Here is a 22,004-nt window from a genome sequence, read left to right on the forward strand (position 1 = left end):
CAAGCTTGACGAGGGAACTCATAGTACAGACAGGAGCCATAATGCAAGACCGAGGATTAACAGAATTCAAATCATTCACGGGCCATCTTCAGGCAGGTGGCGACATCATGCCTATAACTTTCCTCACTCTTATCGATATGTCTGGCGAGGTCAAGTTTGATTTTAGCGCGATTGCTTTGACGAAGGAAACCAGCTTCATAATGAAATACTGGGACGGCGAAGGATCGCGTCCCGGATACTTCTCTCTTTCTGGAAAAGCGGAGGATGGTACTGAATTCAAGACCGAAGACCTACACTTTATTAGCCTATCGACAGAAAGTAATGAAGAAACAGGGAGTCGAATGATTCCTATCGGAGGCTGTTTGCGAGCTGAATTTCGCCGCAAGCTAGCGACACCGACTCCTAAGCCATTGCTTCGTATGTATATAAAAGGATTTCAGAATTTTGGACAGCTAAGCTCTACATGCTGCCTCGGAAGAGTCGAAATGGACGGATATAAAACAATCGAAGACCCTGATTTCATCACTGGATATATCACAATACAGTCCGATAATGAACCTATCGGTCTAGCAGTATGGCATGCGGAGGCTGATAAGCTGCTTGAGCACATTCGGCGGTTGATGTCCTTCGCTTCGGGAGTAATGCTCCTCAGCCCTATTATCAAGTTTTACTCGGGAGATCACTTGGAAGTAATCGCTTTGTCACAATCTCGTCAAGCATCAGCACATTCCTCCACTTTCCATTATCTCAATCAGCAACCTATTTTCGATGCGGCTGTTGCCTCCTTCTATAACCCTCCATTCGAAATAAAAAACCTTTTCTTCGCTATCGAATGGTTTGCCATGGAATCTAGCTATAACGAAATTCGTTTGATAAATGCTATGACTGCACTTGAAAACCTTATCGCATCTAATCTTGAGAACAACGACAAATTTATTCAGTCAGAAAAAGAATTTGAAAAGACTAGAAGAAAGCTTCGTACTGTAATTAGACAATGTATTGAAAAATGGCAGACGGATGATAGTAATACGATTAGTGAAATTGTAAAGGAACTTAATGAAAAGCTTGCCGACTTGAATCGACGATCAATCCGCCAAAAGCTCAGTATTCTCGTCGGGCATTGGCAGATACCTCTCGACGGGATTGATGAAGACAAGATCAAAGCGGCCATAACTGCTCGTAATCTCATCGTGCACCGAGGACACTACTACGATGCGGACAAAGAGAGTAGCGGTGATGATCTATGGGATCACGCCACAGTCGTACGGGAAATCGTAGTTCGATTCATATTGACGGCTATCGGTTATCGTGGTGATTACATTTCATATGTCGGTGGGTATCACTACGCGCAGTTTCCTCCGCAATCGGATGTTAGTGATGCAAATTAGATAGGCTCAAAAAACCATAAACCGGAGTTGTTCTGTTTTTTTTAACTGTGTATGTTATTTTGTTTCCATTCCCCTAGTTATTAACCCATCAATCCCCATGAAAGCAAAATATCGACAGTTCAGTTTATTACTGTTACTGCTTATATTAATAGGCTGTAGCAAAACCATCACCTCGGCGCCGGATGTAACTTTCACCACCCTCACCGGCCAAAAAATCGCACTAAAAGATTTACGCGGCAAGCCGGTTATCGTCACGTTCTGGGCGACTGACTGCCCCGCTTGCATACAAGAAATCCCCGATTTAATCGATCTTTATACCCAGTATCATGCATCGGGTCTTGAGATGATTGCCGTTGCGATGTATTACGATCCGCCGAATCACGTCGTCGATATGACTAAGGCCAAACAACTGCCCTACAATGTGGCTCTGGATGTAAATTCGGAACACGACCACGCTTTCGGCGGCGTCATGTTTACGCCCAGCACATTCTTAATTGCCCCGGACGGTTCGGTTGTTAAAAAAGAAATCGGCCTTTTTGACTTGGCAAAAATGAAAACGACGATTGAATCACTATTAAAAGGCTAGCCCATGCTCTGGTTAAAAGCGTTACACCTGATTTTTATGGTCACTTGGTTTGCCGGTCTGTTTTACCTGCCGCGCCTGTACGTTTATCACGCGATGAGCGATGATGAGATTAGCAACGAACGCTTTAAGGTGATGGAGCGCAAATTGTTCTTCGGCATTATGACGCCGGGCATGATAGCGACTTTTTTATTCGGCATCTGGATGCTGGTTACTTATGACTGGGCTGTTTACGGTCATTCCGGCTGGCTGCATGCAAAGCTGGCGCTGCTGGCGCTGACGCTTGTTTATCACTATTTTTGCTATCTGTGGCTGCTTGATTTTAAACATGACCGCAACCTGCGCAGCCATGTGTTTTATCGCTGGATGAATGAAGTGCCGGTTTTGTTTTTAGTTGGCATCGTAATTCTGGCCGTTGTTAAGCCTTTTTGATACATTTTGAATTAACCGACAATCAAACAAGACTGACTCCATACTCAAGAACCCGGCTATTTAAAATACTCAACATCTAAAAAACATGAATCTATCCGACTTCATCCAAAGTTCCTATATTGCAGGCCTCTCCGGCGGCTTATTGATCGGCATAGCCGCGGCAATGTTTGTGTTATTGAATGGCCGAATCGCTGGCATTAGCGGAATCTTGGCCGGTCTGATTGATGCCGACAAGGGCGATAAAATCTGGCGCGTGCTGTTTCTGCTCGGCTTGATGATTTCACCTTTTGTTTATCAAATTGCCTTCGACCTGCCGGCTGTGACTATCGATGCGGGAACCGGGCAATTGATCATTGCTGGTCTGCTGGTGGGCCTGGGTACCAGCTATGCGTCAGGATGCACCAGCGGCCATGGCGTCTGCGGCATTTCCCGCGGATCAATGCGATCCATTGCCGCTACACTGTGCTTCATGCTGGCGGGCTTTATCACCGTTTATCTGACTCGCCATTTGTTGGGACTTTAACCATGTTGAATATTAACGCATTTATTGTTGGATTATTGTTCGGCTTGGGCCTCATCGTCTCCGGCATGACCAATCCGGCTAAGGTGATCGGCTTTCTGGACTTGGCCGGAAACTGGGACCGGTCTCTCGCATTCGTCATGGGAGGCGCTATCCTGATTGGAGCAGGAGCCTTTGCTATCGCTAAAAAACGTCAGCGCAGTTTGTTGGGCACGCCTATGCAACTGTCCTCAATAACCGGTCTTGATAAAGGTTTGATAATAGGCAGCCTGGTTTTTGGAATCGGTTGGGGACTTTCAGGTTTTTGCCCAGGACCGGCTGTTGTAAGTGCTGCCGCAGGACAACCCAAAGCATGGATATTTTTTGTGTCGATGATGGCTGGGATGACTATATACAACATGATCGAGCGGCGCGGGAAATGACGGCGATTGTAATCAGCTACGAACAAACTTTTACAAATGAACACATGGGATCAAATCATGACCTTTAAAAAAAACCTCCTAAGCTTGGCATTTATTCTTTTAAATCTTTTTAATATTCCGGCACAAGCCGCTCCGTCTGCGTTTATCTCGGGAAGTTATCAGCAAATACTAGCCGCCAATGCCGATCGGCCATTCATGTTGGTGGTCTGGTCTATAAACTGCTCCTCCTGCCTGAAAGATATGGAGCTGTTAAGTAACATCCATAAGAGCAGGCCTGAACTTAAAATGATCATGCTGGCCGCGGATGAGCCGTCCGCAACCGAACAAATCCAGCAAATCCTGGATAAAAACCAATTATCCGGCATTGAAAACTGGGCTTATGCCGATGACAACACCCAAAAACTGCAATTTGAAATCGATCCCAAATGGTATGGCGAATTACCAAGAACCTATTTCTTCGATAAGGCGCATCAACGCACCGGAGTCAGCGGCGTATTGTCAAAAGACGATTACGATGCGATGTTTGCCAAAATCCTGAACTAATTCATTATCTATTACTTCACCACGAAGACACGAAGGGCACGAAGTTTTTTTCACGTCCTGGGGTCACCGCTCTCAGATGGATAATGTGCGGCAGAACAAATACGGGAGCAAAATACCTTCCTATGCATTTGTTTTATTAGCGGAGTTACATTTTTAACCCCCAGACAATAAAGTTACGTTAAAATGGCCGGTATGTGTAGAAACTACAGGTCATTTTTTATGTTTAAAAAAATATTCCCCGCTTTGGTCACAGCTTGCCTATTAAGTGCCTGCATCACTAGCCCTACAGGTAGAAGCCAACTTGTTTTCATGCCTGATACTCAAATCGATCAGATGGGCTTACAGGCTTTTGACGACTTAAAAAAACAAAAACCTATCAGCACCAACAGCAAATACAATCAAACTGCAAGCTGCATTGCCGGGGCAATCACCCAGCAAACAGGCGGCAACTGGGAAGTTGTGGTCTTTGAAGATGCCACGCCTAACGCTTTTGCCTTGCCTGGCAATAAAATCGGCGTGCATACCGGAATGCTCGCATTGGTCGACAATCAGGATCAATTGGCTGCGGTCATCGGACATGAAGTCGGGCACGTACTCGCCAAGCACAGCAATGAGCGGGCATCGCAAGAATTCGCGGTCAATCAGAGCATGAGCATCATCCAAGCGGTCAGCGCGCCGCAAACCGCGCTTGGACAAACAGCGCTAGGCATGCTCGGCGTCGGTGCGCAGTACGGCATATTGATGCCTTACAGCCGTACCCATGAAAGCGAAGCCGACACGATCGGCGTGGATTTAATGGCGAAAGCCGGCTTTGACCCACAACAAAGCGTTACTCTGTGGCAAAAAATGGAACGGGCTTCGCAAGGTCAGCAGCCGATAGAATTCATGTCGACTCACCCTTCGAATGCCACACGTATTCAACAATTGGAACAACACATGCCGCAAGCACTGGCTTTATTCCAACAAGCCCAATCTGCGGGTAAACAACCGCATTGCAACTAATCGATGACCCCTAATTTAAAACACTTACATCCCTACCCGTTTGAGAAACTGGCGCAGCTTAAGCAAGGCATCGTTCCGCCCGCAAACCAGCCGCATATCGCCCTGTCTATGGGCGAGCCGACGCATGCCACGCCGCATTTGATTCAGGAAGCACTGTTAACTCATTTGCATGGCTTGGCTAACTATCCAACCACTAAAGGCATACCGGAACTTCGGCAAGCGATAGCCGGATGGATCAACCGACGTTTTCAGATTCCGGCTGATGCGGTTAATGCTGAAACCCAGGTTTTACCGGTCAACGGTACGCGCGAGGCGTTGTTTTCGTTTGCCCAATGTATCATTGACCCGACCAAGGCCGCGCCTGCTCCCGACAGGCTTGCGGCATACACACCATCCCTGGCGATACCCACGCCTGTCGTGATCATGCCGAATCCGTTTTATCAGATTTATGAAGGCGCGGCTTTGCTGGCAGGGGCTGAACCCTATTTTCTGAACACATTGGAAGATTCCGGCTACTTGCCGGATTTTGACGCGGTGCCGGATGAGATATGGCAACGCTGCCAGTTGATTTACATTTGCTCGCCCGGCAACCCGACCGGCTCGGTGATCGATCAAGCGAGCCATGAAAAACTGCTCAATCTGGCCGAAAAATATGATTTTGTGATTGCCTCCGACGAGTGCTACACCGAAATCTACGACGACGAAAGCAACCCGCCGCCGGGCTTGCTGCAAACGGCTTATAACATGGGCAACACGGCTTTCAAACGCTGCGTTATTTTTCACAGCTTATCCAAGCGCTCCAACGCGCCGGGTTTGCGCTCGGGTTTTGTTGCAGGCGACGCCGAAATTTTGAAACATTACTTTCAATACCGGACTTATCACGGCTGCGCTATGCCTTTACCTACCCAGCATGCCAGCATTCAGGCTTGGCAGGATGAGCATCACGTTGTCGAAAACCGTCGTTTATACCGTGAAAAGTTCGCGGCGTTCATCGATATTCTTGGCGATGTTTGCACTGTTATCAAGCCTCCAGCCAGTTTTTACGTCTGGTTGAAAACGCCGATTTCAGACACCGACTTCGCCCGGCAGCTGTTTGCCGAGCAAAACATCACCGTGTTGCCCGGCAGTTATCTGTCCCGCGATTTTGGCGACATCAATCCCGGCCTTAACCATGTCAGGATTGCGCTGGTCGCGCCATTGGATGAATGCATAGAAGCCGCGCAACGTATAAAAAATTTCCTTAACTCTTTATAAAAAGAAACCATGTCACAATTAGAAAAAATCATTAACGACGCCTTTGAAAACCGTGCCGACATCTCACCAGCCAGCGTTTCCGCTGAAGTGCGTTCAGCTGTTGAAGAAGCGATCAATTTATTGGACAGCGGCAAAGCCCGTGTCGCTGAAAAAACCAGCGGCGAATGGGTCGTTAACCAATGGTTGAAAAAAGCCGTATTATTGTCGTTCAGAATCAACGAAAACCGCGTCATGGAAGGCGGCAACACCCGTTATTACGATAAGGTTGAAGCGAAATTCAGCACCTATTCGCCCGACGATTTCGCCCAATCCGGCGTGCGCGTTGTGCCTAATGCCGTTGTCCGTCACGGTGCTTACGTTGCACCCGGCGCTATCCTGATGCCTTCATTCGTCAATATCGGCGGCTATGTCGACAGCGGCACAATGGTTGATACCTGGGCCAGCGTCGGCTCTTGCGCGCAAATCGGCAAGAACGTGCATCTTTCCGGTGGCGTCGGCATCGGCGGTGTTTTGGAACCTTTGCAAGCAGGCCCAACGATTATTGAAGACAACTGCTTTATCGGCGCACGTTCGGAAATCGTCGAAGGCGTTGTCGTTGAAGAAGGCTCGGTTATTTCAATGGGCGTTTACATCGGCCAAAGCACCAAAATCTACAACCGCATGACCGGCGAAATTAGCTACGGCCGCATTCCGGCAGGTTCGGTTGTTGTTGCCGGCAACCTGCCTTCAGCAGACGGCAAGTACAGCCTGTACTGTGCGGTTATCATCAAACAGGTTGATGAAAAAACCCGTAGCAAAACAGGTATTAACGAGTTGTTGAGAGATTAATTATTGCAGGGTGCAAAAGCCTCGCTGATGCACCCTTCTCCCACTTCTCTCGAGGATGACGCAAGTATCATCCCAACAGTAACCCAATCAATGACAAACAATGATTAACAATGATGTATTACGCCGAGTACGCTACGCTTTAGAGCTTAAAGATCCGACCATGATCGAAATCTTTGCATTAAGCGGCGTAGAAATGAGCCGGGACGAGTTGCTCAAGCTGCTGAAAAAAGATAATGAAGCCGATTTCGTCGCGCTTAACAATAAGCTGCTGGAACAGTTTTTAGACGGCCTGATTATCTATAGAAGAGGCCGGCAGGAGAATTCGCCCGCACAGGAAAAAAAGCCGGAGCCGTTAACCAATAACACCATACTCAAAAAATTGAGAATTGCGCTGGAATTTAAAGAAGAAGACATGCTTAATACCTTGAAACTGGCTGATTTTGAATTATCCAAAGGCGAACTCAGCTCTTTTTTCAGGCAAAAAGGCCATAAGCATCACCGCGAATGTGGGGACCAGATTTTAAGAAACTTTTTACAAGGTCTTACCATTCGTTTTAGAGAACAGGACTGATAGCAGTTCTTTTATATTCTTCCAACAACTTAACGAGGCCAATACCATGAGCGACACTATATCAAACAATGCAATCATTTATGCCACGCTCGCTTTAAACAGCGAAGTCGCCCTGCAACACGAATACTTGGATTCCCCCGACGTTCCCGATGATGAGCGTGAAAACGAAGAAGAAATCCTGGCCGACCTGGAACAAGCTTTTATGGAGTTCGTCGATCTTTATAAAAACCGCTGCAAAACAGATAAACAATTACCCAGCATTGACGAACTGCTGAACAGCCAATTGTAAAATCACTATAGAGCCAACGATGCCGATCGTCAGAATACTGGCTATTTCAGGTAGCCTTCGCGCCGCATCGTTGAACTCTGCACTGCTGAGAGCGGTTGCTTGCCTGACTCCTTCCGATATTCGCGTCGAGCTGTTTACCGGGTTGGGTAATCTGCCTCTGTTCAACCCCGACCTTGAAATAACCGATTCACCCGCAGTTGCTGATTTTCACGCTCGTCTTGTTGAATCCGACGGCGTCATTATCGCCAGCCCGGAATACGCGCATGGAGTAACAGGCGTTATGAAAAACGCCCTGGACTGGATGGTCGGCAGTGAAGCTTTTGTAAACAAGCCGGTTGCATTGCTCAATGCGTCACCACGAGCCACTATTGCTCAAGCGTCTCTGAAAGAAACGCTGACCGTTATGTCGGCTCAAGTTGTTGAAGCAGCCTCAATCACTTTACCGATTATCGGCTCCAACCTTGATGAACTTGGGATTGTTAACCACCCTTCCATTTCAACATCCATTCGCGAGGCGTTATGCGCCTTTTATACGGAGATTGTAAATTTGCAAAGTTCAAAAACCCATACGCTTTACGGTATAAAAAACTGCGATACCGTCAAAAAAGCGCGCAACTGGCTGGATCAAAACGGCGTAACCTATCAATTCCATGATTTTCGTACCGACGGCTTGACGCCTGAACTATTACAGCATTTCGTCGATCACTTGGACTGGAGCAAACTGCTCAACCGCAGCAGCACAAGCTGGCGGCAACTCAGTGCCGAGCAGCAAAGCGACCTGACTCAGGAAAAAGCCCTGCAACTGATGCTGACCACCCCTACCCTGATTAAACGCCCGGTTTTAGACACCGGTGACAAGCTGATTCTTGGCTTTAATGCTAAGGATGGTGGATATACCGCCGATTTGTCCGAACAGGCGTGACACAACCTGCGCCACTGCCATTGAAATAGTTACAGTTGAATGCCGTGGGCGCGAATTTATTCGCGCAACAGAAACTAAAAAGCGCGAATAAATCCGCGCCCACGGCAAGCTTCAAGAAATAAATCATAAACACGGAACGCAACGCGTCAACCATGACATTCTCATACGATATGAGGGAACGAGAACATTATTATGAGCGATACACTAGAACTGCTAAAAGACCTTATCAGCCGCGAATCGGTAACCCCAAAAGACGCCGGCTGCCAGGATGTGCTGGCCGCACGTTTAACCAAACTGGGCTTCAAAGAAGAACGCCTGGACTTTGACGACACCCAAAATATCTGGCTGAGACGCGGCGATCAAAAGCCGCTGCTGACCTTCCTCGGCCACACCGATGTCGTGCCTACCGGCCCGTTGGAGGCCTGGGTTTCACCGCCATTTGAACCGACCATTCGTGACGGCAAGCTTTACGGCCGCGGCGCCGCCGATATGAAAGGCGGCATCGCCTGTTTTATTACCGCCGTCGAGCGCTTTATTGCCAGGCATCCGGACCATCAAGGCTCTATCGCGGTGCTGATGACCAGCGACGAAGAAGGCATCGCCACCAACGGAGTAGTTAAAGTCGTTGAAGTGCTGGAGCAGCGCAACGAGAAAATAGACTGGTGCCTGGTCGGCGAGCCGTCCAGCGATAAAAAAATCGGCGACGTGATTCGCGTCGGCCGTCGCGGCTCTTTATGCGCTAAACTGACCATTGCAGGCATACAAGGCCACGTCGCTTATCCCGAACTTGCCGACAACCCGATACACAGTTTTGCCCCGGCGTTAAAAGACCTGACCGAAGAAGTCTGGGATCACGGCAATGAGTTTTTCCCGCCGACCAGTTTGCAGGTCTCCAATATCAATGCCGGAACCGGTGCGGAAAACATCATCCCCGGCAGCGTAAACGTACAGTTCAACCTGCGTTTTTGCACCGAACTGAACGAAGAAACTATCAAGCTACGCACCCACGCAATACTGGACAAATACGATTTTAAATACGAACTGGAATGGCGCTTGTCCGGCAATCCTTTCTTAACCCAACCTGGCGCATTAATCGATGCAGCCCATGCCGCAATCAAAACCGTAACCGGCGTTGAAACTTTGGACGACACCGGCGGCGGTACCTCGGACGGACGCTTTATCGCGCCAACCGGTGCACAGGTCATCGAACTCGGCCCGTTAAATGAAAGCATTCATAAAATCAACGAACATATCGGCGTTGATGACCTTAAGACTTTGTCCGATATTTATGAACAGTTGTTGGTTAATTTGCTGGTGTAGGTTGAGTTACGACTGCATGGATGCAGAGCAATTGCCGAGGCGCTAGCCGCCGCCCAACACTGCACTCGAAAAATATTGGGTTACACTACGCTAACCCAACATATGACCTTACCTGCAGCCCCGAATTTGTAAACAGGAACCTTACCATGCTTGAGCATTTACGCTTATTGAGTCGTTACAACCAATGGATGAACGACAAGCTCTACAACACCGTAGCCCAATTGCCTGCCGATGCGCTTGCCAGGGATCGCGGTGCGTTTTTCGGCTCGGTGCTGGGTACCTTGAACCATATCATGGTGGCCGATATTATCTGGCTGCAACGCTTTTCCGAGCACCCTTCTCAACATCCGGCGCTGGATGAGGTTCGTTCAATGCAAAAACCGCTGGCTCTGACGCAAACCCTGCTTGATGACTTTACCGTATTAAGCGAGGAACGTCGAAAATTGGACATCACGATAATAAACTGGTGCGAACAACTCGACGCATCCGATCTGAACCATAAACTCGCATATCGCAATATGAAAGGCGAAGCAGCGGTAAAAAAATTCGCCAGCCTGATGCTGCATTTCTTTAATCACCAGACCCATCACCGGGGTCAAGCGACGACTTTGCTGTCGCAACAAGGATTAGACGTTGGCGTCACCGATTTGGTGGCGCTGATAACGTCGGAGTGACTGGTAACGGTTTACTAAGAATCTGTATTCTCTTGATTACTGTATTTGCGGGTTAATACGGTAATGCCTATAGCCGTCAACACCGCCACGGATATGACAAAAAACAAATACTTACCCCATGGGGTTTTCGCTTCTTCAGCGCCCACGACAAACGGTAAATGCGTATCCAATTTCTCTCCGTCATGACCGATAGTCACATGCGCAAGATAATCCCCGGCACCGTATTTGGAAAAATCGATATCCGCTTTAATTGTTCCTGTTTTAGTTTTTTGCGGCTCCAGATAAAAAATGCGCGTCCCTTCGGGCTCTTTAGTTACTTCAAACTCTACTGAGACATCCCTGAGTTTTTTGCCCTCATAATCGAAAACCAGGTTGGTCAAACCCACATTCCGGATAAAGCGGCAATAGCCCTCGCTTTGGGTAAATGTCGGCGTATAAGCGGTAAAGTGGATTTTTCCGGTACCAACCCTGATGCGGCAAACATCGACCTCATCAAGCGCTCCTCTGTGGCTGTAACTTGGTGCGGAAAACAACAGCGTTAAAAATAACGCCGATAAAACGGTCCAAAACCGGGATATTTTAGTTGTTGAACGTTTATTGTTGTTGTGAATCTTATCGGGTAAAGCTGATAGAAATTGTGTCTGCATTTCTAAATATCTCTCTTTTAACCGGCCGGAAGATAGCGTAAAAAAACGCTGTGAATAAAGGCGAAATAAGCGAAAAGGTCACATTAAACGTTATAAAGGGTTTATCGTCAAATCGTAGTAAACTTAGCCAGCGGAAAGAATATACTCATTCCCACGCGCTGCTTCTTAAGCGGATTTTGCTAGGAAATGGCAAGACACTCTCTACATTCATGCTTCTTTTTATGCTCAACCCAATTCAAAGGTGGTAACACCAAAAAGCCTGTTTAGCGGCAAATCAGGAAAGGCGCCTGTATACATTCTTGCTGTTTCAAAAACCAAATGCATATTATGCTTTTTAGCCAAGGCAACCGCATCCTGATTCAATTCAGAAACATCCAAATATATTGGTTTTTCCGGCTCAACCCTGGATTTTAAAACACTAAAAAGAGCTTCCGCCAACTCCGGGCTGTCCGCAAAAAGCGGTCCGATTTTATATCCCGACCGACAAGGTCTAACCACTCCATAGCCTGAAAGCTTACCTTTTTGCATGATACCCAATGCAATGCTCTTGGGTTGATTTAGCCATGGTTTAAGAAATTGAGCTCTTTGATCAGGAAAAAATGGCTGATCATAAGCTTTGACAGTGTCAAAAGACAGGTGTGACAAATCAATAATTTCCGGATTTACAGTTTGGCCGCCCCCGCTCAGCCCTTCGTAGCGCATGTTTCGATACGCGAGTTCAAAACCTGATTTTTTATAATTGTCCAATTGCGCAACAACGCCATCAAGCCCAACATTTCGTCCTGATAGCCGTTCAAGACCGGCATTCCATATTTGAATGCCATAGCCTTGTCCGCGATACTCAGGCTTAACAATATAAAACCCCACAAAGCCGAATGTCTGACCGTATTTCACTGAGGAAATAGTTGCAATCGGTTCATTATTGAGTTCCCCCACAAGAAAGCCTTCCGGGTCTGTTGCATAAAAGCAGTCGGCATCATACAAGCCCGGATTCCATCCTTCGGTTGCCGCCCAATCAATAGCCATATTGATTTCGTCACGGGACATTGTTCTGATTTTGTAATTGGGTGATGTCATAAAATGGCCTCATGCTTTACGATCAAATAGTGACTCACTTGGAGCGGTCCAGTCGAAGGCCCAATCAAGAACAGCTATGCCGCCTTGCACAAAAGGATGGCGATATTCGCCGTAGCCGGCATGAGCGCCTGTTCTGCATTGGCTTCCATCTCGACACAAAAACTGGTTTCATCTACCGCTTCCAGACCTTCGAAAACGCTGGGCGTCATCCATTTTTCAAGTACCAGCCATACGCCCAGATTAACGCCACGTAGTTTTTTGCCGCATTTATTAGCAAAGTCATGCTTTAATTTTATCCTTGTTAAGCAGGCTGGGACAATTACAGTACAATCCGCCGCTGATGAAAGCCCTCAGCCATAGGTTCGTTGGTAATCGTCAGTATCGCCGCATCAGGAAGTTTTTGGGCGATCAATCGCAGCATTTTCATTTCGCATGAAGAATCAAGCGAGTCCATCGACTCTTGCAACAAGATCCACTTGGGTTGCTGTAACAACAATCGAACTACACCCAGGCGCTGTTGTTGCTCACGGGAAAGCGCTCCCGCCCAATTATCTATATGATCGAGTTGCTCCTGCAATTCTTCCAAATCTACCAGCTTAAGCGCCTCCGCAAGTGCAGAATCGGTATATTCTCCATGGGTTGACGGATAACAGATTGCCGCTTTCAAGGTTCCAGTCGGCAAATAAGGTCGTGGCGGCATAAAAAATACAGGATCTTGCGGTAACTCAATAACACCTTCTCCCCAAGGCCAGAGACCGACTATCGCCTTAAACAACTTGGAGCCGGTAAAGGCATTGCCGGTAATCAGTACGCGCTCTCCCGGCTTAATTTCGGCATTAATCGAGTGCACGCACACCACGCCGTCCAGCCTGATAATACACAGATCGGAAAAACGTAAAACAGCCTGTTCTGTTTTTTTCAGATGAATTCGATGCGGATCATGAAGGGCGATTTCCTGTTCCAGTCGCTCTAGTCCGTTAGACAAGCCCAATACCCGCTCGACTGAAGCCCTCCATTCTGCGACTCTGGCCATATTATCAACCGGCCAGGACAATGCTCCAGCCATTTGCTGGAATGCCTGAGCTGATTGCATCAACGCGCCGAGCGGGATACTACCTAGAATATAGCGAGGCGCAGACACCAGAATGGGGAACGCCATCGACAACACCGAATAGCCGGAAGTCAGCATGAATAAATGCGACCAAGCAAGGGTTTGCCGTTGCCAGGCGTGGACAATATCTTTAAAAAGAATGACAAAACGACTCTGCTCATTGGCCTCACCATGAACCAGGGCAATCGCAAGGGAATTTTCTCTGGCAGTTACCAAGCCGAATCTGAAATTAGCTTCTACGGTTTGTCTGGCATCAGTGGCAAGCGTATAGGGCCGACCCAACCACCACCCCAAAGCGGAAGCACAAGCCGCATAGATAATAGCCAGCCAAACCAAATGCCCGTGAATCGGAATCTCAATAAACCACAAATTGAGGGTAACGGTGCCGGAAAGCGTCCAGAGAATTTTGGTAAAACTGATCAGCACCAGCGAGCAATAAATTAACGAGTGAGAAAGTTCGATAGCGGATTCAGTTGCAATACGGATATCTTCGGCGATTCGGCCATCAGGATTATCATGCGTTCCTTGAATATGGGTAACCAGGTAATGGCGGCCATCGGTCATCCATTTACTGATCAAATGGTGCGTTAACCAGCTCCGCCAGTCGAGTTGCAGGCGCCGCTTGACTTTAAAATGCGCGGTGGTGACCGCTATATTGGCTGCAAAAATCAGTACGATAAGGCCGATCTGTGTAAATAACCCACTCATTGAGCGTTGTTCAAGCGCATTAAAAAGATCGGCACTCCATACCGTGATAACGACAGCAATGCCGATCTGCATCACGGTGAGCATAAATAGAGCCAATGCCAGACTGCGAATAGCGGATTTATTTTCAGAATGCCAAAAAGGCCCCGCTAACCGAATGAATTGAATGAAAAACCCGTTTGAAAATTGCAAAGGAAAACTCCGCGTTAGGCTGGAATTAATAACACATCAAGACGCGGCTTTTTATTTTTATAGTATGCCTCGTCTCTACCAGCCGACAATTCTAGTGGAATTTTTCCGGTTTTCACAATTTTGTAACTTAATTAATGTCCGCGGTAATTCATAACCCGTGAAGATATGATGAATACAAAGCTTTTAGCCTGGCTTTTTTCATGGTTTGACTCTTTAAATTAGCGCTTAGGAGCGTCGGTTGTTAAACCGATCAGATTCATGTAATACGACGCCCTATTCAGTTGCACTCCATGCAGACCATTTACTATTAATAAAATACCGCACCACTGTTTTTAGCATTAACAAAGTCAATATAATCCTGCTTTACCTGTGCGGTATAACTCAAGGCATAGCTCAGCGTTTCCGCTTTTAAGCCGGACACGTCACCATTGATAACATCGGTGATTTCTTTGTCCATACTGTACGGAATCAATACGGCGTCATAATCCTTATCGGCCAAAGCGTGGTTTTTTGCCACAATCTTACCCATGTAAACTACTGCATCATTGAACTTGGTATAGCCGGTCAACAGCGTGTAGTCAAAATCCTCCTGATAAGGTGAACGCTCATGCAAGAAAAACGATAAGCCATTCAAAGGCGTATAACCGACTAAAACATCAGTATTATTCAGCATAGCTTTCATGCTTTTAGTAACGCGCGAACTATTATCATAATCATAAGTCCAGGCCGGCATGTTGCCCGGCACGGCGATAGCAACCGCACTATCGGTTTCTTGTTTCATTTCCAGAATAACATCGTCATTGATATCTGTTGACGGGCCATCAATCAACAGATAATAACGATAACGACCTAGACTGCCGGTGCCGGAGCCTAAGCGCAATGCGGCATCTTTCAGTACATAATAACCGTTACTTTTACGTTTGGATGAAGCGATGGAATTGATATAACCGGGCATTGCGGCATTAATGGCTGTCAAGGTAGTGCTATTTACAGGTTGCAAAGAACCGCTGATCGCCGAAAAATAGCGTTGATTACCACTGACCACCGTGTATTTGGATAGCAGGCTGGAGCGCGTTTTATCGTCAGCGGCCTGAATAGTATCTTTAACAACACCGTTAGTATTGCTGGTAGTCAAACGATAGCTTAGTTCGTTATCATTTCCTTTAAACGCAGCAATCTGACTTGCATAGCTATCGATAAAGTTTTTTACCAACGATTGGCGATCCGTGCTGCTGATACCGTTTTCCTCGGCAGCTAACAGAATGGCAACCGCCATACGGCGCAAATCCCAAGTATAAGATCCCCAGTAACCTTCATCGAAGTCGTTGGTATCAAATACCGCATTATCATTGGCATCGCGTAAGCCGCCCATGTTTTGCATGTGCATATCGCCCTCTAGCCAGACACTGTTGGTAACGGCATTGGTATACCAGGAAACGGGCCATACCGCCGTATTCTTGACATCTTGGTAAAACAGATGCGCCGTACCCCGGTAAAAATAAAAAGCGCTGGTGGCCATTTTGGTCATTTTAGTGGCCAATTCACCGGGAAGATTTGCCGCAAAGGGGTGATTGTAATTATAAATTTGTTGAACCAGCCAAGATTGACGGCTGGTCGCCGCTTCAGCCGAAGTAGTTGTCATAGTTACTGAAAAAGCTGACAGGACAAGACCTGTAGCGAATATTGTGCGTAATTTCATGGGAATATCCTTTCGCAATTGTATGACTGTCAAAATTGTACATCACGCAGGATTATAGTCAGGCTGTATGATTATATGATGACAGTGCAAACACGGCACAGACTAACTGACACATCTTTTTCATACTGTTGCAATTTTTAGCCACGCTTGCCATACGGCCAGCAGGACGGCCAGAATCACCGGCCCCAAAAAAAGCCCGACAGCGCCGAAAGCTGAAAGTCCGCCAAGAACGCCGAATAATACCACTAAAAAAGGTATCTGCCCTGCCCCGCTTATAACCAACGGCCTGATCACATTATCTACCGTACTCACTACCAAAAAACCCCAGAGCAAAAGCCCTATGCCTTGCCAATGCTGATTTGTCAGTATCAGCATGATACCTAAAGGCATCCATACCAATGTTGCCCCCATCGGAACCAGCGCTAACAGCGCTGTCACCGCACCGAACAGCACGGGCGCTTTGATACCGGCAACGTAGTAACCCAATCCGGCCAGCATGCCCTGCCCCAATGCGGCGAGCACCAGACCGTAGACCACGGCCCGGGTAGTGTTTCCGGCCGCTTGCAGATAGATATGTTGATATTTGCCCAAAAATCGCACCAAACCTTGATGCAGCTGCCTCACCGCCTTGTCACCGTCGCGCAAACAAAAAAACACCGTAACCAGGATAACGCCCAACTTCATAATGTAGCGGCCGATACCGCCGAGGAACTTGGCAAACTCACCTGACCATTGCTGCGCCCAGCCCGCAAACTGCGACATCACTGCCGCTTGGTCACCCGATAACCTGTTCAGCCATTGCTGCGCCGTATCGCCCAACCAGGGAATGCGATTGATAAAATCCGGCAAACGATAAGGATCCTGACCAAAGCCGCTCACTAGCGTTTGATAAGCGATTCTCAGCTCATCTTGCAACATCGCAACCAGCCAGAAGACTATCAGGAAGATCATCACTGCAATAATCGCTGTCATTACCGCTGCGCTGAGCGTTGCATTACCTTTGAGTTGCTGCCTTAAGTAACGGTAAGGCGGCCATACTACATAGGCGATAATCAGCGCCCAGGTCAAGGTAAGCAAAAACTCACGCAGTACCATAAAGCCGAGCAATAAAAGACCGACCAATAAAATACCGGGAATAAGCTGTCGTATTTCTGTATTACCTAGATAATTATTCATGTCTGCGACTCAAAAAATAAAAGTAATGATCAACACGATATTTAACCAACATTGTATGCCGTAGTCGTTTAATTATCAGCAATATACGTAATAAGTTTTATCCTGATAGATTGTAATTATTCAGTTCTGTCATTATGGACCGTCTGCTATATAATGAAATGGTTGCATTATCGGCAACAGAACATATCAACCTACATCGCTACACCTTCATAGGTCGGCAACTTATGCTGGAAATACGCAACACCTTGTGGCACCGACCGTAATTAGGATTATTGTGCACATTCAATTTAAGATTTCCGCTAATTATCGGATGACGTAATGAATCTCGACTCTCGCACGATGTTGGTGATGATGTCCGCGCTGATCCTGCTGTTTTCCGGTCTGTTGACATTAGCTGGACTGCATGCCGGCAATACCCGCGGAGTTCAGCATTGGGCAATAGGCGGTTTATGCATAGGTCTGGGTTTGGGCTTTTCCTATTTTCAACAGGAATTACCCGGTAGTACTTGGGTTCTAGTAATCGGCTCTACGTTGGCAGCAGCAGGGATGGGCTTGCAATTCAACGGCATTCAAGCTTTCAAGACCGGACTCTGCAACAGGTACATTCCATGGTCGTTGGCCGGACTGGTGTTTATTCAAAGCGTTTGGTTCGTCGCCCTTCATCCTGATATTCATGCTCGAGTCGTCTCCAATTCGTTCGTGTTCGCCTTATGCAATGCAGCCTGCGCCCGTGCCTTGTTCATCCGCATAGAGCAACCGTTACGTACCGCGTATTGGTTTACCGGTGCATCATTCGCGGTGGTTGCGGTGACGCTACTGTTAAGAGGGATAATCGTTTATCTCGCTCCGGCCAATAGCTATGGTCTTTATCTGCAGATTCCCATCAATCCGGCAAGTTTTTTTATTGGCAGCATGGCGCAAATGTGTCTGGCCTTCGGCTTCGTGCTGATGCTGAATTACCGGCTTTCTGCGGATCTGCAAAAATTAGCATTAAGTGATGCGCTGACCGGAGCACTGAATCGACGAAGCCTGGAACAGGAAGCGGCCCGCTTGTCCGCACGATGTACCCGTACCGGAGATGCGCTGGCAATCATGATGATTGATGTCGACCACTTCAAATCTATCAATGACCGTTACGGTCACCCGGTGGGAGACGAGGTATTGAGGCGTCTGGCTACAGTGGCGCAAAAAACCATTCGTATCGATGACTACTTTGCCCGCTACGGAGGTGAGGAATTCTGTATTTTGCTGCCGTCCACCATCGAAAAGGATGCCTGGATACTGGCTGATCGCTTACGTCAAAGCTATGCTGCGCTGGTAATGGAATTCGGCGGGGAAACCCTGCATAGCACCATCAGCATCGGGGTGTCTGATTCAATATATGCCGGAGTGGAATTCGACTCGCTAGTAGCCGCCGCCGACCTGGCAATGTACCGTGCCAAGCAGGAAGGCCGCAACCGGGTAGTCATGCATTCATCTTGCTTAAATCAGGTTAATGTCTAGCTTTCCAATAAGCAGGCTTTTTGTATTAGTTTTTGTTCCGCTAATAATCGCAACTAACGGCATGAGCATTTTTCAACAAAACCGGATTCCAATGCTCAATCGCCCAGCCAAGTAACTCTGTTACCGGGGCTTGTTGTAGTTCAATCGGTGGATTTTGTTTTAATAAAACCAGCAACTCAAAAATAACGCGATCAGGCGAAGTTAAGTCAACCGCCATTGCCTGTGTCTGTTTGCTGAGCTTATAGCCTTGTTCGTCAATAATAACAGGAACATGCATATAGCCCGGTGTAGGAAATCCCAGCAGTTGTTGCAGGTAAATTTGTTTAGGTGTTTCATCCAGCAAATCAAAGCCGCGGACGATATGATTGACGCGCTGCAAGTCATCATCAATCACCACCGCAAATTGATAGGCAATAATCCCGTCTTTGCGCTTTACGATAAAATCGCCATCTTGCTCGGCAAGATTATGGGAAATACGGCCTTGCAGTTCATCCTGAAATGTAATGATGCAATTATCGGCTTTAATGCGCAGTGCATGAGGGTCATGTCTGGGCAACTGCTCCCTGAGTTGCTCTACCTCCTGCATCCCTACAGTTGTACCGATTGCGGCGCTTCCGTCATTTCTGGCAGCCGCAGGAAGGGTTTGTCGGTCTCTACAAATACCGGGGTAGATACCGGACTGCGATTGCCCTCTATTGCTAGCTGCCAGCGTTTTTCTGCTGCATGTGCAAGCATAGATCAGTTTATTATTTTGCAAGCCGTTGATAATATCGTTATAAATATCGATATGTCTGCTTTGATAATAAACCTCACCGTCCCAAAACAGGCCGAAAGACTCCAGGGTTTTTAATATCCCATCGGCAGAGCCTTTTACGTTTCTGGGGATATCGAGATCGTCAATGCGTAACAGCCACAAACCTTGCTGTGAGCGAGCGTGAAGAAAACCGGCAAGAGCCGTATAAAGCGAACCGAGGTGTAAGGGGCCGGTAGGCGAAGGTGCAAACCGGCCAATGGGGGGGTATTTATCCAGAATTAACCCATTTGTTTTTCACGAATTTCATCGAGCGTCTTGCAGTCGATGCACAAGCTGGCAGTGGGTCTGGCTTCCAATCGACGTATGCCGATTTCAATGCCGCAAGACTCACAATAGCCATAATCCCCTGATTCAATTTCTTTAAGGGATTCATCAATTTTCTTAATCAGCCGCCGCTCACGATCACGAGTTCTTAACTCCAGACTGAATTCTGACTCTTGAGATGCTCGGTCATTAGGATCAGGAAAATTAGATGCATCATCCTGCATATGGTGCACGGTGCGATCTACTTCATGCATTAATTCGCCTTTCCAGTTTTTAAGAATAGTCTCAAAATGCTCTAATTGAGCACTATTCATATATTCTTCGCCCTCTTTTTCTTGATAAGGCTTAAAACTGAAAGGTGATGCGCCAGTTTTAGAATTTTCGGTCATCCATTAACTCCTAAGACAAGATTAAATAAAACCGCGCATTTTTAGCAGAATAGCAACCGGATAGCAAGGTTTATTGGTATGATTCTGCTCTTTTGTGATTAGTGTCAATTTTATGAGCGTACGACTGGCAAAACGGACTCAGGGAATTTCACCCTTTTATGTGATGGAGCTACTGCGACGCGCAAAACAATTGGAGATGCAGGGTAATGATGTCATTCACATGGAAATCGGCGAACCTGACTTTGCTACACCGCAGACCATTGTTGAAGCGGGCATCAGACAGCTTGAAACCGGTGAAGTGAAATATACCCCGGCAGCCGGATTACCGGAGCTGCGAGAAAAAATAGCGGAGTTTTATCAACAGCGTTACGCGGTGACGGTAGACAAAAAACGTATTTTTGTCACGCCGGGAGCTTCCGGGGCGTTTTTATTGGCGCTTGGCGTCAGCCTTAACCCAGCCGAAGAACTGCTGATGGCGGACCCCTGTTATCCGTGTAACAGCAATTTTGTTAAATTGTTTGACGGTAAAGCCAGAACCGTTCCGGTCGATGCCACAAGCCGCTATCAGCTGACAGCGGCGCATATCAGACAACATTGGACCCAAGCCACTAAAGGCGCGTTGATTGCATCGCCGTCAAATCCTACCGGCACCATCATCGCTCCGGATCAATTAAATCAGGCCATTCACACCGTGAATGAATTAGGCGGCTGTTTTTATTCCGATGAGATTTATCATGGACTGGTTTACGATGAAAGCGCCTCGACCGCACTGGCTTTTAGCGACAATGTATTTGTTATCAACAGCTTTTCCAAATATTTCGGCATGACCGGCTGGCGCGTCGGCTGGGTGATAGTGCCTGAGGAATTTGTCGAGGCAACCGAAAGACTGGCGCAAAATATATTTATCGCCACCGCAACCCATTCGCAATATGCCGCATTAGCAGCATTTGATGAGAGTACGTTAGCCGAGCTTGAACATAGGCGTACTGAATTTGAAGCCAGACGTAATTTCCTTTATGACGCATTGTTGCGCCTGGGTTTTGAAATCCCCATTAAACCAGATGGCGCATTTTATATTTATGCCAACTGTTCCAAATTTACCGATGACAGCTATCAATTCGCCCTGGATTTATTAGAGGCTGAAGGCGTTGCGATAACACCGGGCAAGGATTTCGGCACCCATGAAGCTAATCACTATATCCGCTTTGCTTATACAACATCCATCGATAGAATGGCGGTCGCCATGCAACGTTTAGAAAAATTTATTAACAAAGGATAAGCCATGTCCATAAGACAAATATCAGCGACAGAATTAAAAGCCAGAATTCAAAATGAAGAACATCTATTTTTGCTGGATGTCAGGGAACCCAACGAGTTTCAATACGCCCGCATAGAAGACAGTGTTTTAATTCCGCTTAATCAGATTCCGGAAAGACTCAGTGAGCTGGACCCGCAACAAGAAATGGTAGTCATTTGCCATCATGGCGTGCGTAGCCGGCAAGCCTGTATGTATCTTGTTAATTCTGGATTTAAGAATGTTTTAAATTTAGAAGGCGGAATCGATGCATGGTCATCTAATTGCGATAATTCGGTGCCGCGATATTAAATAGCGGCTTTGTCAATTAACAAAAAACCGCATAAGCGCAAAAACCGCACTTTTTGTTTAATTCACAGTTGTT

25 protein-coding genes are annotated in these 22,004 nt (G+C 47.2%); 17 read left to right on the top strand and 8 right to left on the bottom strand.

Annotated features, from left to right (window positions below; translation table 11 throughout):
* The first annotated feature begins 41 nt into the window (after positions 1–41).
* The 14 genes from V7051_RS11965 (at position 42) to V7051_RS12030 (ending at position 10,748) form a co-directional block, all read left to right on the top strand.
* Positions 42–1,388: a hypothetical protein gene (locus V7051_RS11965; RefSeq protein ID WP_333875197.1), complete on the top strand. Its 1,347-nt coding sequence runs from the start codon at positions 42–44 to the stop codon at positions 1,386–1,388.
* A 97-nt stretch (positions 1,389–1,485) separates the two neighbouring features.
* Positions 1,486–1,974: a peroxiredoxin family protein gene (locus V7051_RS11970; RefSeq protein WP_333875198.1), complete on the top strand. Its 489-nt coding sequence runs from the start codon at positions 1,486–1,488 to the stop codon at positions 1,972–1,974.
* A 3-nt stretch (positions 1,975–1,977) separates the two neighbouring features.
* Positions 1,978–2,403 carry a protoporphyrinogen oxidase HemJ gene (hemJ, locus tag V7051_RS11975; protein ID WP_333875199.1) on the top strand — a complete coding sequence of 142 codons (426 nt, stop codon included), beginning with the start codon at positions 1,978–1,980 and terminating at the stop codon, positions 2,401–2,403.
* Positions 2,404–2,488: 85 nt separating this feature from the next.
* Positions 2,489–2,926 carry a YeeE/YedE family protein gene (locus V7051_RS11980; protein ID WP_333875200.1) on the top strand — a complete coding sequence of 146 codons (438 nt, stop codon included), beginning with the start codon at positions 2,489–2,491 and terminating at the stop codon, positions 2,924–2,926.
* 2 nt (positions 2,927–2,928) lie between these two features.
* A complete protein-coding gene (locus tag V7051_RS11985) occupies positions 2,929–3,345 on the top strand; it encodes a YeeE/YedE family protein (protein ID WP_333875201.1) in 417 nt (138 codons plus the stop codon).
* Positions 3,346–3,402: 57 nt separating this feature from the next.
* On the top strand, positions 3,403–3,888 hold the full coding sequence (locus V7051_RS11990; RefSeq protein WP_333875202.1) for a TlpA family protein disulfide reductase: 486 nt from the start codon (positions 3,403–3,405) through the stop codon (positions 3,886–3,888).
* A gap of 219 nt (positions 3,889–4,107) precedes the next feature.
* Positions 4,108–4,890: a M48 family metallopeptidase gene (locus V7051_RS11995; RefSeq protein WP_333875203.1), complete on the top strand. Its 783-nt coding sequence runs from the start codon at positions 4,108–4,110 to the stop codon at positions 4,888–4,890.
* A 3-nt stretch (positions 4,891–4,893) separates the two neighbouring features.
* Entirely contained in the window at positions 4,894–6,144 is a 1,251-nt protein-coding gene (gene dapC / locus V7051_RS12000; protein WP_333875204.1) for a succinyldiaminopimelate transaminase, read from the top strand.
* A gap of 9 nt (positions 6,145–6,153) precedes the next feature.
* Positions 6,154–6,972, top strand: coding sequence for a 2,3,4,5-tetrahydropyridine-2,6-dicarboxylate N-succinyltransferase (gene dapD, locus V7051_RS12005; RefSeq protein ID WP_333875205.1), 819 nt, complete (start codon positions 6,154–6,156; stop codon positions 6,970–6,972).
* Positions 6,973–7,072: 100 nt separating this feature from the next.
* The gene (locus V7051_RS12010) at positions 7,073–7,543 is read left to right on the top strand and encodes a DUF1456 family protein (RefSeq protein WP_333875206.1); all 471 of its coding nucleotides are present in this window, start codon (positions 7,073–7,075) and stop codon (positions 7,541–7,543) included.
* Positions 7,544–7,589: 46 nt separating this feature from the next.
* Entirely contained in the window at positions 7,590–7,832 is a 243-nt protein-coding gene (locus tag V7051_RS12015) for a hypothetical protein (protein WP_333875207.1), read from the top strand.
* A gap of 19 nt (positions 7,833–7,851) precedes the next feature.
* A complete protein-coding gene (locus V7051_RS12020) occupies positions 7,852–8,754 on the top strand; it encodes an ArsC family reductase (protein WP_333875208.1) in 903 nt (300 codons plus the stop codon).
* A gap of 192 nt (positions 8,755–8,946) precedes the next feature.
* Positions 8,947–10,074: a succinyl-diaminopimelate desuccinylase gene (gene dapE / locus V7051_RS12025; protein ID WP_333875209.1), complete on the top strand. Its 1,128-nt coding sequence runs from the start codon at positions 8,947–8,949 to the stop codon at positions 10,072–10,074.
* A gap of 146 nt (positions 10,075–10,220) precedes the next feature.
* The gene (locus tag V7051_RS12030) at positions 10,221–10,748 is read left to right on the top strand and encodes a DinB family protein (protein WP_333875210.1); all 528 of its coding nucleotides are present in this window, start codon (positions 10,221–10,223) and stop codon (positions 10,746–10,748) included.
* Positions 10,749–10,762: 14 nt separating this feature from the next.
* Here V7051_RS12030 and V7051_RS12035 read toward each other — a convergent pair whose 3' ends face one another.
* The 6 genes from V7051_RS12035 to V7051_RS12060 form a co-directional block, all read right to left on the bottom strand.
* Positions 10,763–11,395 carry a hypothetical protein gene (locus tag V7051_RS12035; RefSeq protein ID WP_333875211.1) on the bottom strand — a complete coding sequence of 211 codons (633 nt, stop codon included), beginning with the start codon at positions 11,393–11,395 and terminating at the stop codon, positions 10,763–10,765.
* Between the two features lie 225 nt (positions 11,396–11,620).
* Positions 11,621–12,472: a GNAT family N-acetyltransferase gene (locus V7051_RS12040; RefSeq protein ID WP_333875212.1), complete on the bottom strand. Its 852-nt coding sequence runs from the start codon at positions 12,470–12,472 to the stop codon at positions 11,621–11,623.
* Positions 12,473–12,546: 74 nt separating this feature from the next.
* On the bottom strand, positions 12,547–12,681 hold the full coding sequence (locus tag V7051_RS12045) for a hypothetical protein (RefSeq protein WP_333875213.1): 135 nt from the start codon (positions 12,679–12,681) through the stop codon (positions 12,547–12,549).
* 110 nt (positions 12,682–12,791) lie between these two features.
* Positions 12,792–14,480 (bottom strand): ABC transporter ATP-binding protein/permease, encoded by a 1,689-nt coding sequence (locus V7051_RS12050; protein WP_333875214.1) that lies wholly within the window; start codon positions 14,478–14,480, stop codon positions 12,792–12,794.
* Between the two features lie 307 nt (positions 14,481–14,787).
* On the bottom strand, positions 14,788–16,179 hold the full coding sequence (locus V7051_RS12055) for a DUF2252 domain-containing protein (protein WP_333875215.1): 1,392 nt from the start codon (positions 16,177–16,179) through the stop codon (positions 14,788–14,790).
* A 120-nt stretch (positions 16,180–16,299) separates the two neighbouring features.
* The gene (locus tag V7051_RS12060) at positions 16,300–17,355 is read right to left on the bottom strand and encodes an AI-2E family transporter (RefSeq protein WP_333875216.1); all 1,056 of its coding nucleotides are present in this window, start codon (positions 17,353–17,355) and stop codon (positions 16,300–16,302) included.
* Between the two features lie 318 nt (positions 17,356–17,673).
* On the opposite strand from V7051_RS12060, the gene V7051_RS12065 reads away from it, so the two are divergent.
* Positions 17,674–18,858 carry a GGDEF domain-containing protein gene (locus tag V7051_RS12065; protein WP_333875217.1) on the top strand — a complete coding sequence of 395 codons (1,185 nt, stop codon included), beginning with the start codon at positions 17,674–17,676 and terminating at the stop codon, positions 18,856–18,858.
* Positions 18,859–18,898: 40 nt separating this feature from the next.
* Here V7051_RS12065 and gluQRS read toward each other — a convergent pair whose 3' ends face one another.
* Positions 18,899–19,891 carry a tRNA glutamyl-Q(34) synthetase GluQRS gene (gene gluQRS / locus V7051_RS12070; protein ID WP_333875248.1) on the bottom strand — a complete coding sequence of 331 codons (993 nt, stop codon included), beginning with the start codon at positions 19,889–19,891 and terminating at the stop codon, positions 18,899–18,901.
* On the bottom strand, positions 19,891–20,325 hold the full coding sequence (dksA, locus tag V7051_RS12075; protein WP_333875218.1) for an RNA polymerase-binding protein DksA: 435 nt from the start codon (positions 20,323–20,325) through the stop codon (positions 19,891–19,893). The genes gluQRS and dksA overlap by 1 nt, the downstream gene beginning before the upstream one ends.
* Before the next feature lie 112 nt (positions 20,326–20,437).
* On the opposite strand from dksA, the gene V7051_RS12080 reads away from it, so the two are divergent.
* Positions 20,438–21,604: a pyridoxal phosphate-dependent aminotransferase gene (locus V7051_RS12080; protein ID WP_333875219.1), complete on the top strand. Its 1,167-nt coding sequence runs from the start codon at positions 20,438–20,440 to the stop codon at positions 21,602–21,604.
* 3 nt (positions 21,605–21,607) lie between these two features.
* Positions 21,608–21,931: a rhodanese-like domain-containing protein gene (locus V7051_RS12085; RefSeq protein ID WP_333875220.1), complete on the top strand. Its 324-nt coding sequence runs from the start codon at positions 21,608–21,610 to the stop codon at positions 21,929–21,931.
* The last annotated feature ends 73 nt before the right edge of the window (positions 21,932–22,004 follow it).

It is taken from the genome of Methylobacter sp. (assembly GCF_036845245.1).
Classification (GTDB): Bacteria; Pseudomonadota; Gammaproteobacteria; order Methylococcales; family Methylomonadaceae; genus Methylobacter_A.

Bases quoted from the DNA above. Each gene is read 5' to 3' on its own strand.
- dapD (WP_333875205.1), top strand. From the start codon at position 6,154: ATGTCACAATTAGAAAAAATCATTAACGACGCCTTTGAAAACCGTGCC.
- V7051_RS12035 (WP_333875211.1), bottom strand. From the start codon at position 11,395: ATGCAGACACAATTTCTATCAGCTTTACCCGATAAGATTCACAACAAC.
- V7051_RS11965 (WP_333875197.1), top strand. From the start codon at position 42: ATGCAAGACCGAGGATTAACAGAATTCAAATCATTCACGGGCCATCTT.
- V7051_RS12055 (WP_333875215.1), bottom strand. From the start codon at position 16,179: ATGAAATTACGCACAATATTCGCTACAGGTCTTGTCCTGTCAGCTTTT.
- V7051_RS11970 (WP_333875198.1), top strand. From the start codon at position 1,486: ATGAAAGCAAAATATCGACAGTTCAGTTTATTACTGTTACTGCTTATA.
- V7051_RS12040 (WP_333875212.1), bottom strand. From the start codon at position 12,472: ATGACATCACCCAATTACAAAATCAGAACAATGTCCCGTGACGAAATC.
- dapC (WP_333875204.1), top strand. From the start codon at position 4,894: ATGACCCCTAATTTAAAACACTTACATCCCTACCCGTTTGAGAAACTG.
- V7051_RS11980 (WP_333875200.1), top strand. From the start codon at position 2,489: ATGAATCTATCCGACTTCATCCAAAGTTCCTATATTGCAGGCCTCTCC.
- V7051_RS12010 (WP_333875206.1), top strand. From the start codon at position 7,073: ATGATTAACAATGATGTATTACGCCGAGTACGCTACGCTTTAGAGCTT.
- V7051_RS12020 (WP_333875208.1), top strand. From the start codon at position 7,852: ATGCCGATCGTCAGAATACTGGCTATTTCAGGTAGCCTTCGCGCCGCA.
- V7051_RS12060 (WP_333875216.1), bottom strand. From the start codon at position 17,355: ATGAATAATTATCTAGGTAATACAGAAATACGACAGCTTATTCCCGGT.
- V7051_RS11990 (WP_333875202.1), top strand. From the start codon at position 3,403: ATGACCTTTAAAAAAAACCTCCTAAGCTTGGCATTTATTCTTTTAAAT.
- V7051_RS12065 (WP_333875217.1), top strand. From the start codon at position 17,674: ATGAATCTCGACTCTCGCACGATGTTGGTGATGATGTCCGCGCTGATC.
- dksA (WP_333875218.1), bottom strand. From the start codon at position 20,325: ATGACCGAAAATTCTAAAACTGGCGCATCACCTTTCAGTTTTAAGCCT.
- V7051_RS12015 (WP_333875207.1), top strand. From the start codon at position 7,590: ATGAGCGACACTATATCAAACAATGCAATCATTTATGCCACGCTCGCT.
- hemJ (WP_333875199.1), top strand. From the start codon at position 1,978: ATGCTCTGGTTAAAAGCGTTACACCTGATTTTTATGGTCACTTGGTTT.
- V7051_RS12085 (WP_333875220.1), top strand. From the start codon at position 21,608: ATGTCCATAAGACAAATATCAGCGACAGAATTAAAAGCCAGAATTCAA.
- V7051_RS12080 (WP_333875219.1), top strand. From the start codon at position 20,438: ATGAGCGTACGACTGGCAAAACGGACTCAGGGAATTTCACCCTTTTAT.
- V7051_RS12045 (WP_333875213.1), bottom strand. From the start codon at position 12,681: ATGACGCCCAGCGTTTTCGAAGGTCTGGAAGCGGTAGATGAAACCAGT.
- V7051_RS11985 (WP_333875201.1), top strand. From the start codon at position 2,929: ATGTTGAATATTAACGCATTTATTGTTGGATTATTGTTCGGCTTGGGC.
- dapE (WP_333875209.1), top strand. From the start codon at position 8,947: ATGAGCGATACACTAGAACTGCTAAAAGACCTTATCAGCCGCGAATCG.
- V7051_RS11995 (WP_333875203.1), top strand. From the start codon at position 4,108: ATGTTTAAAAAAATATTCCCCGCTTTGGTCACAGCTTGCCTATTAAGT.
- V7051_RS12030 (WP_333875210.1), top strand. From the start codon at position 10,221: ATGCTTGAGCATTTACGCTTATTGAGTCGTTACAACCAATGGATGAAC.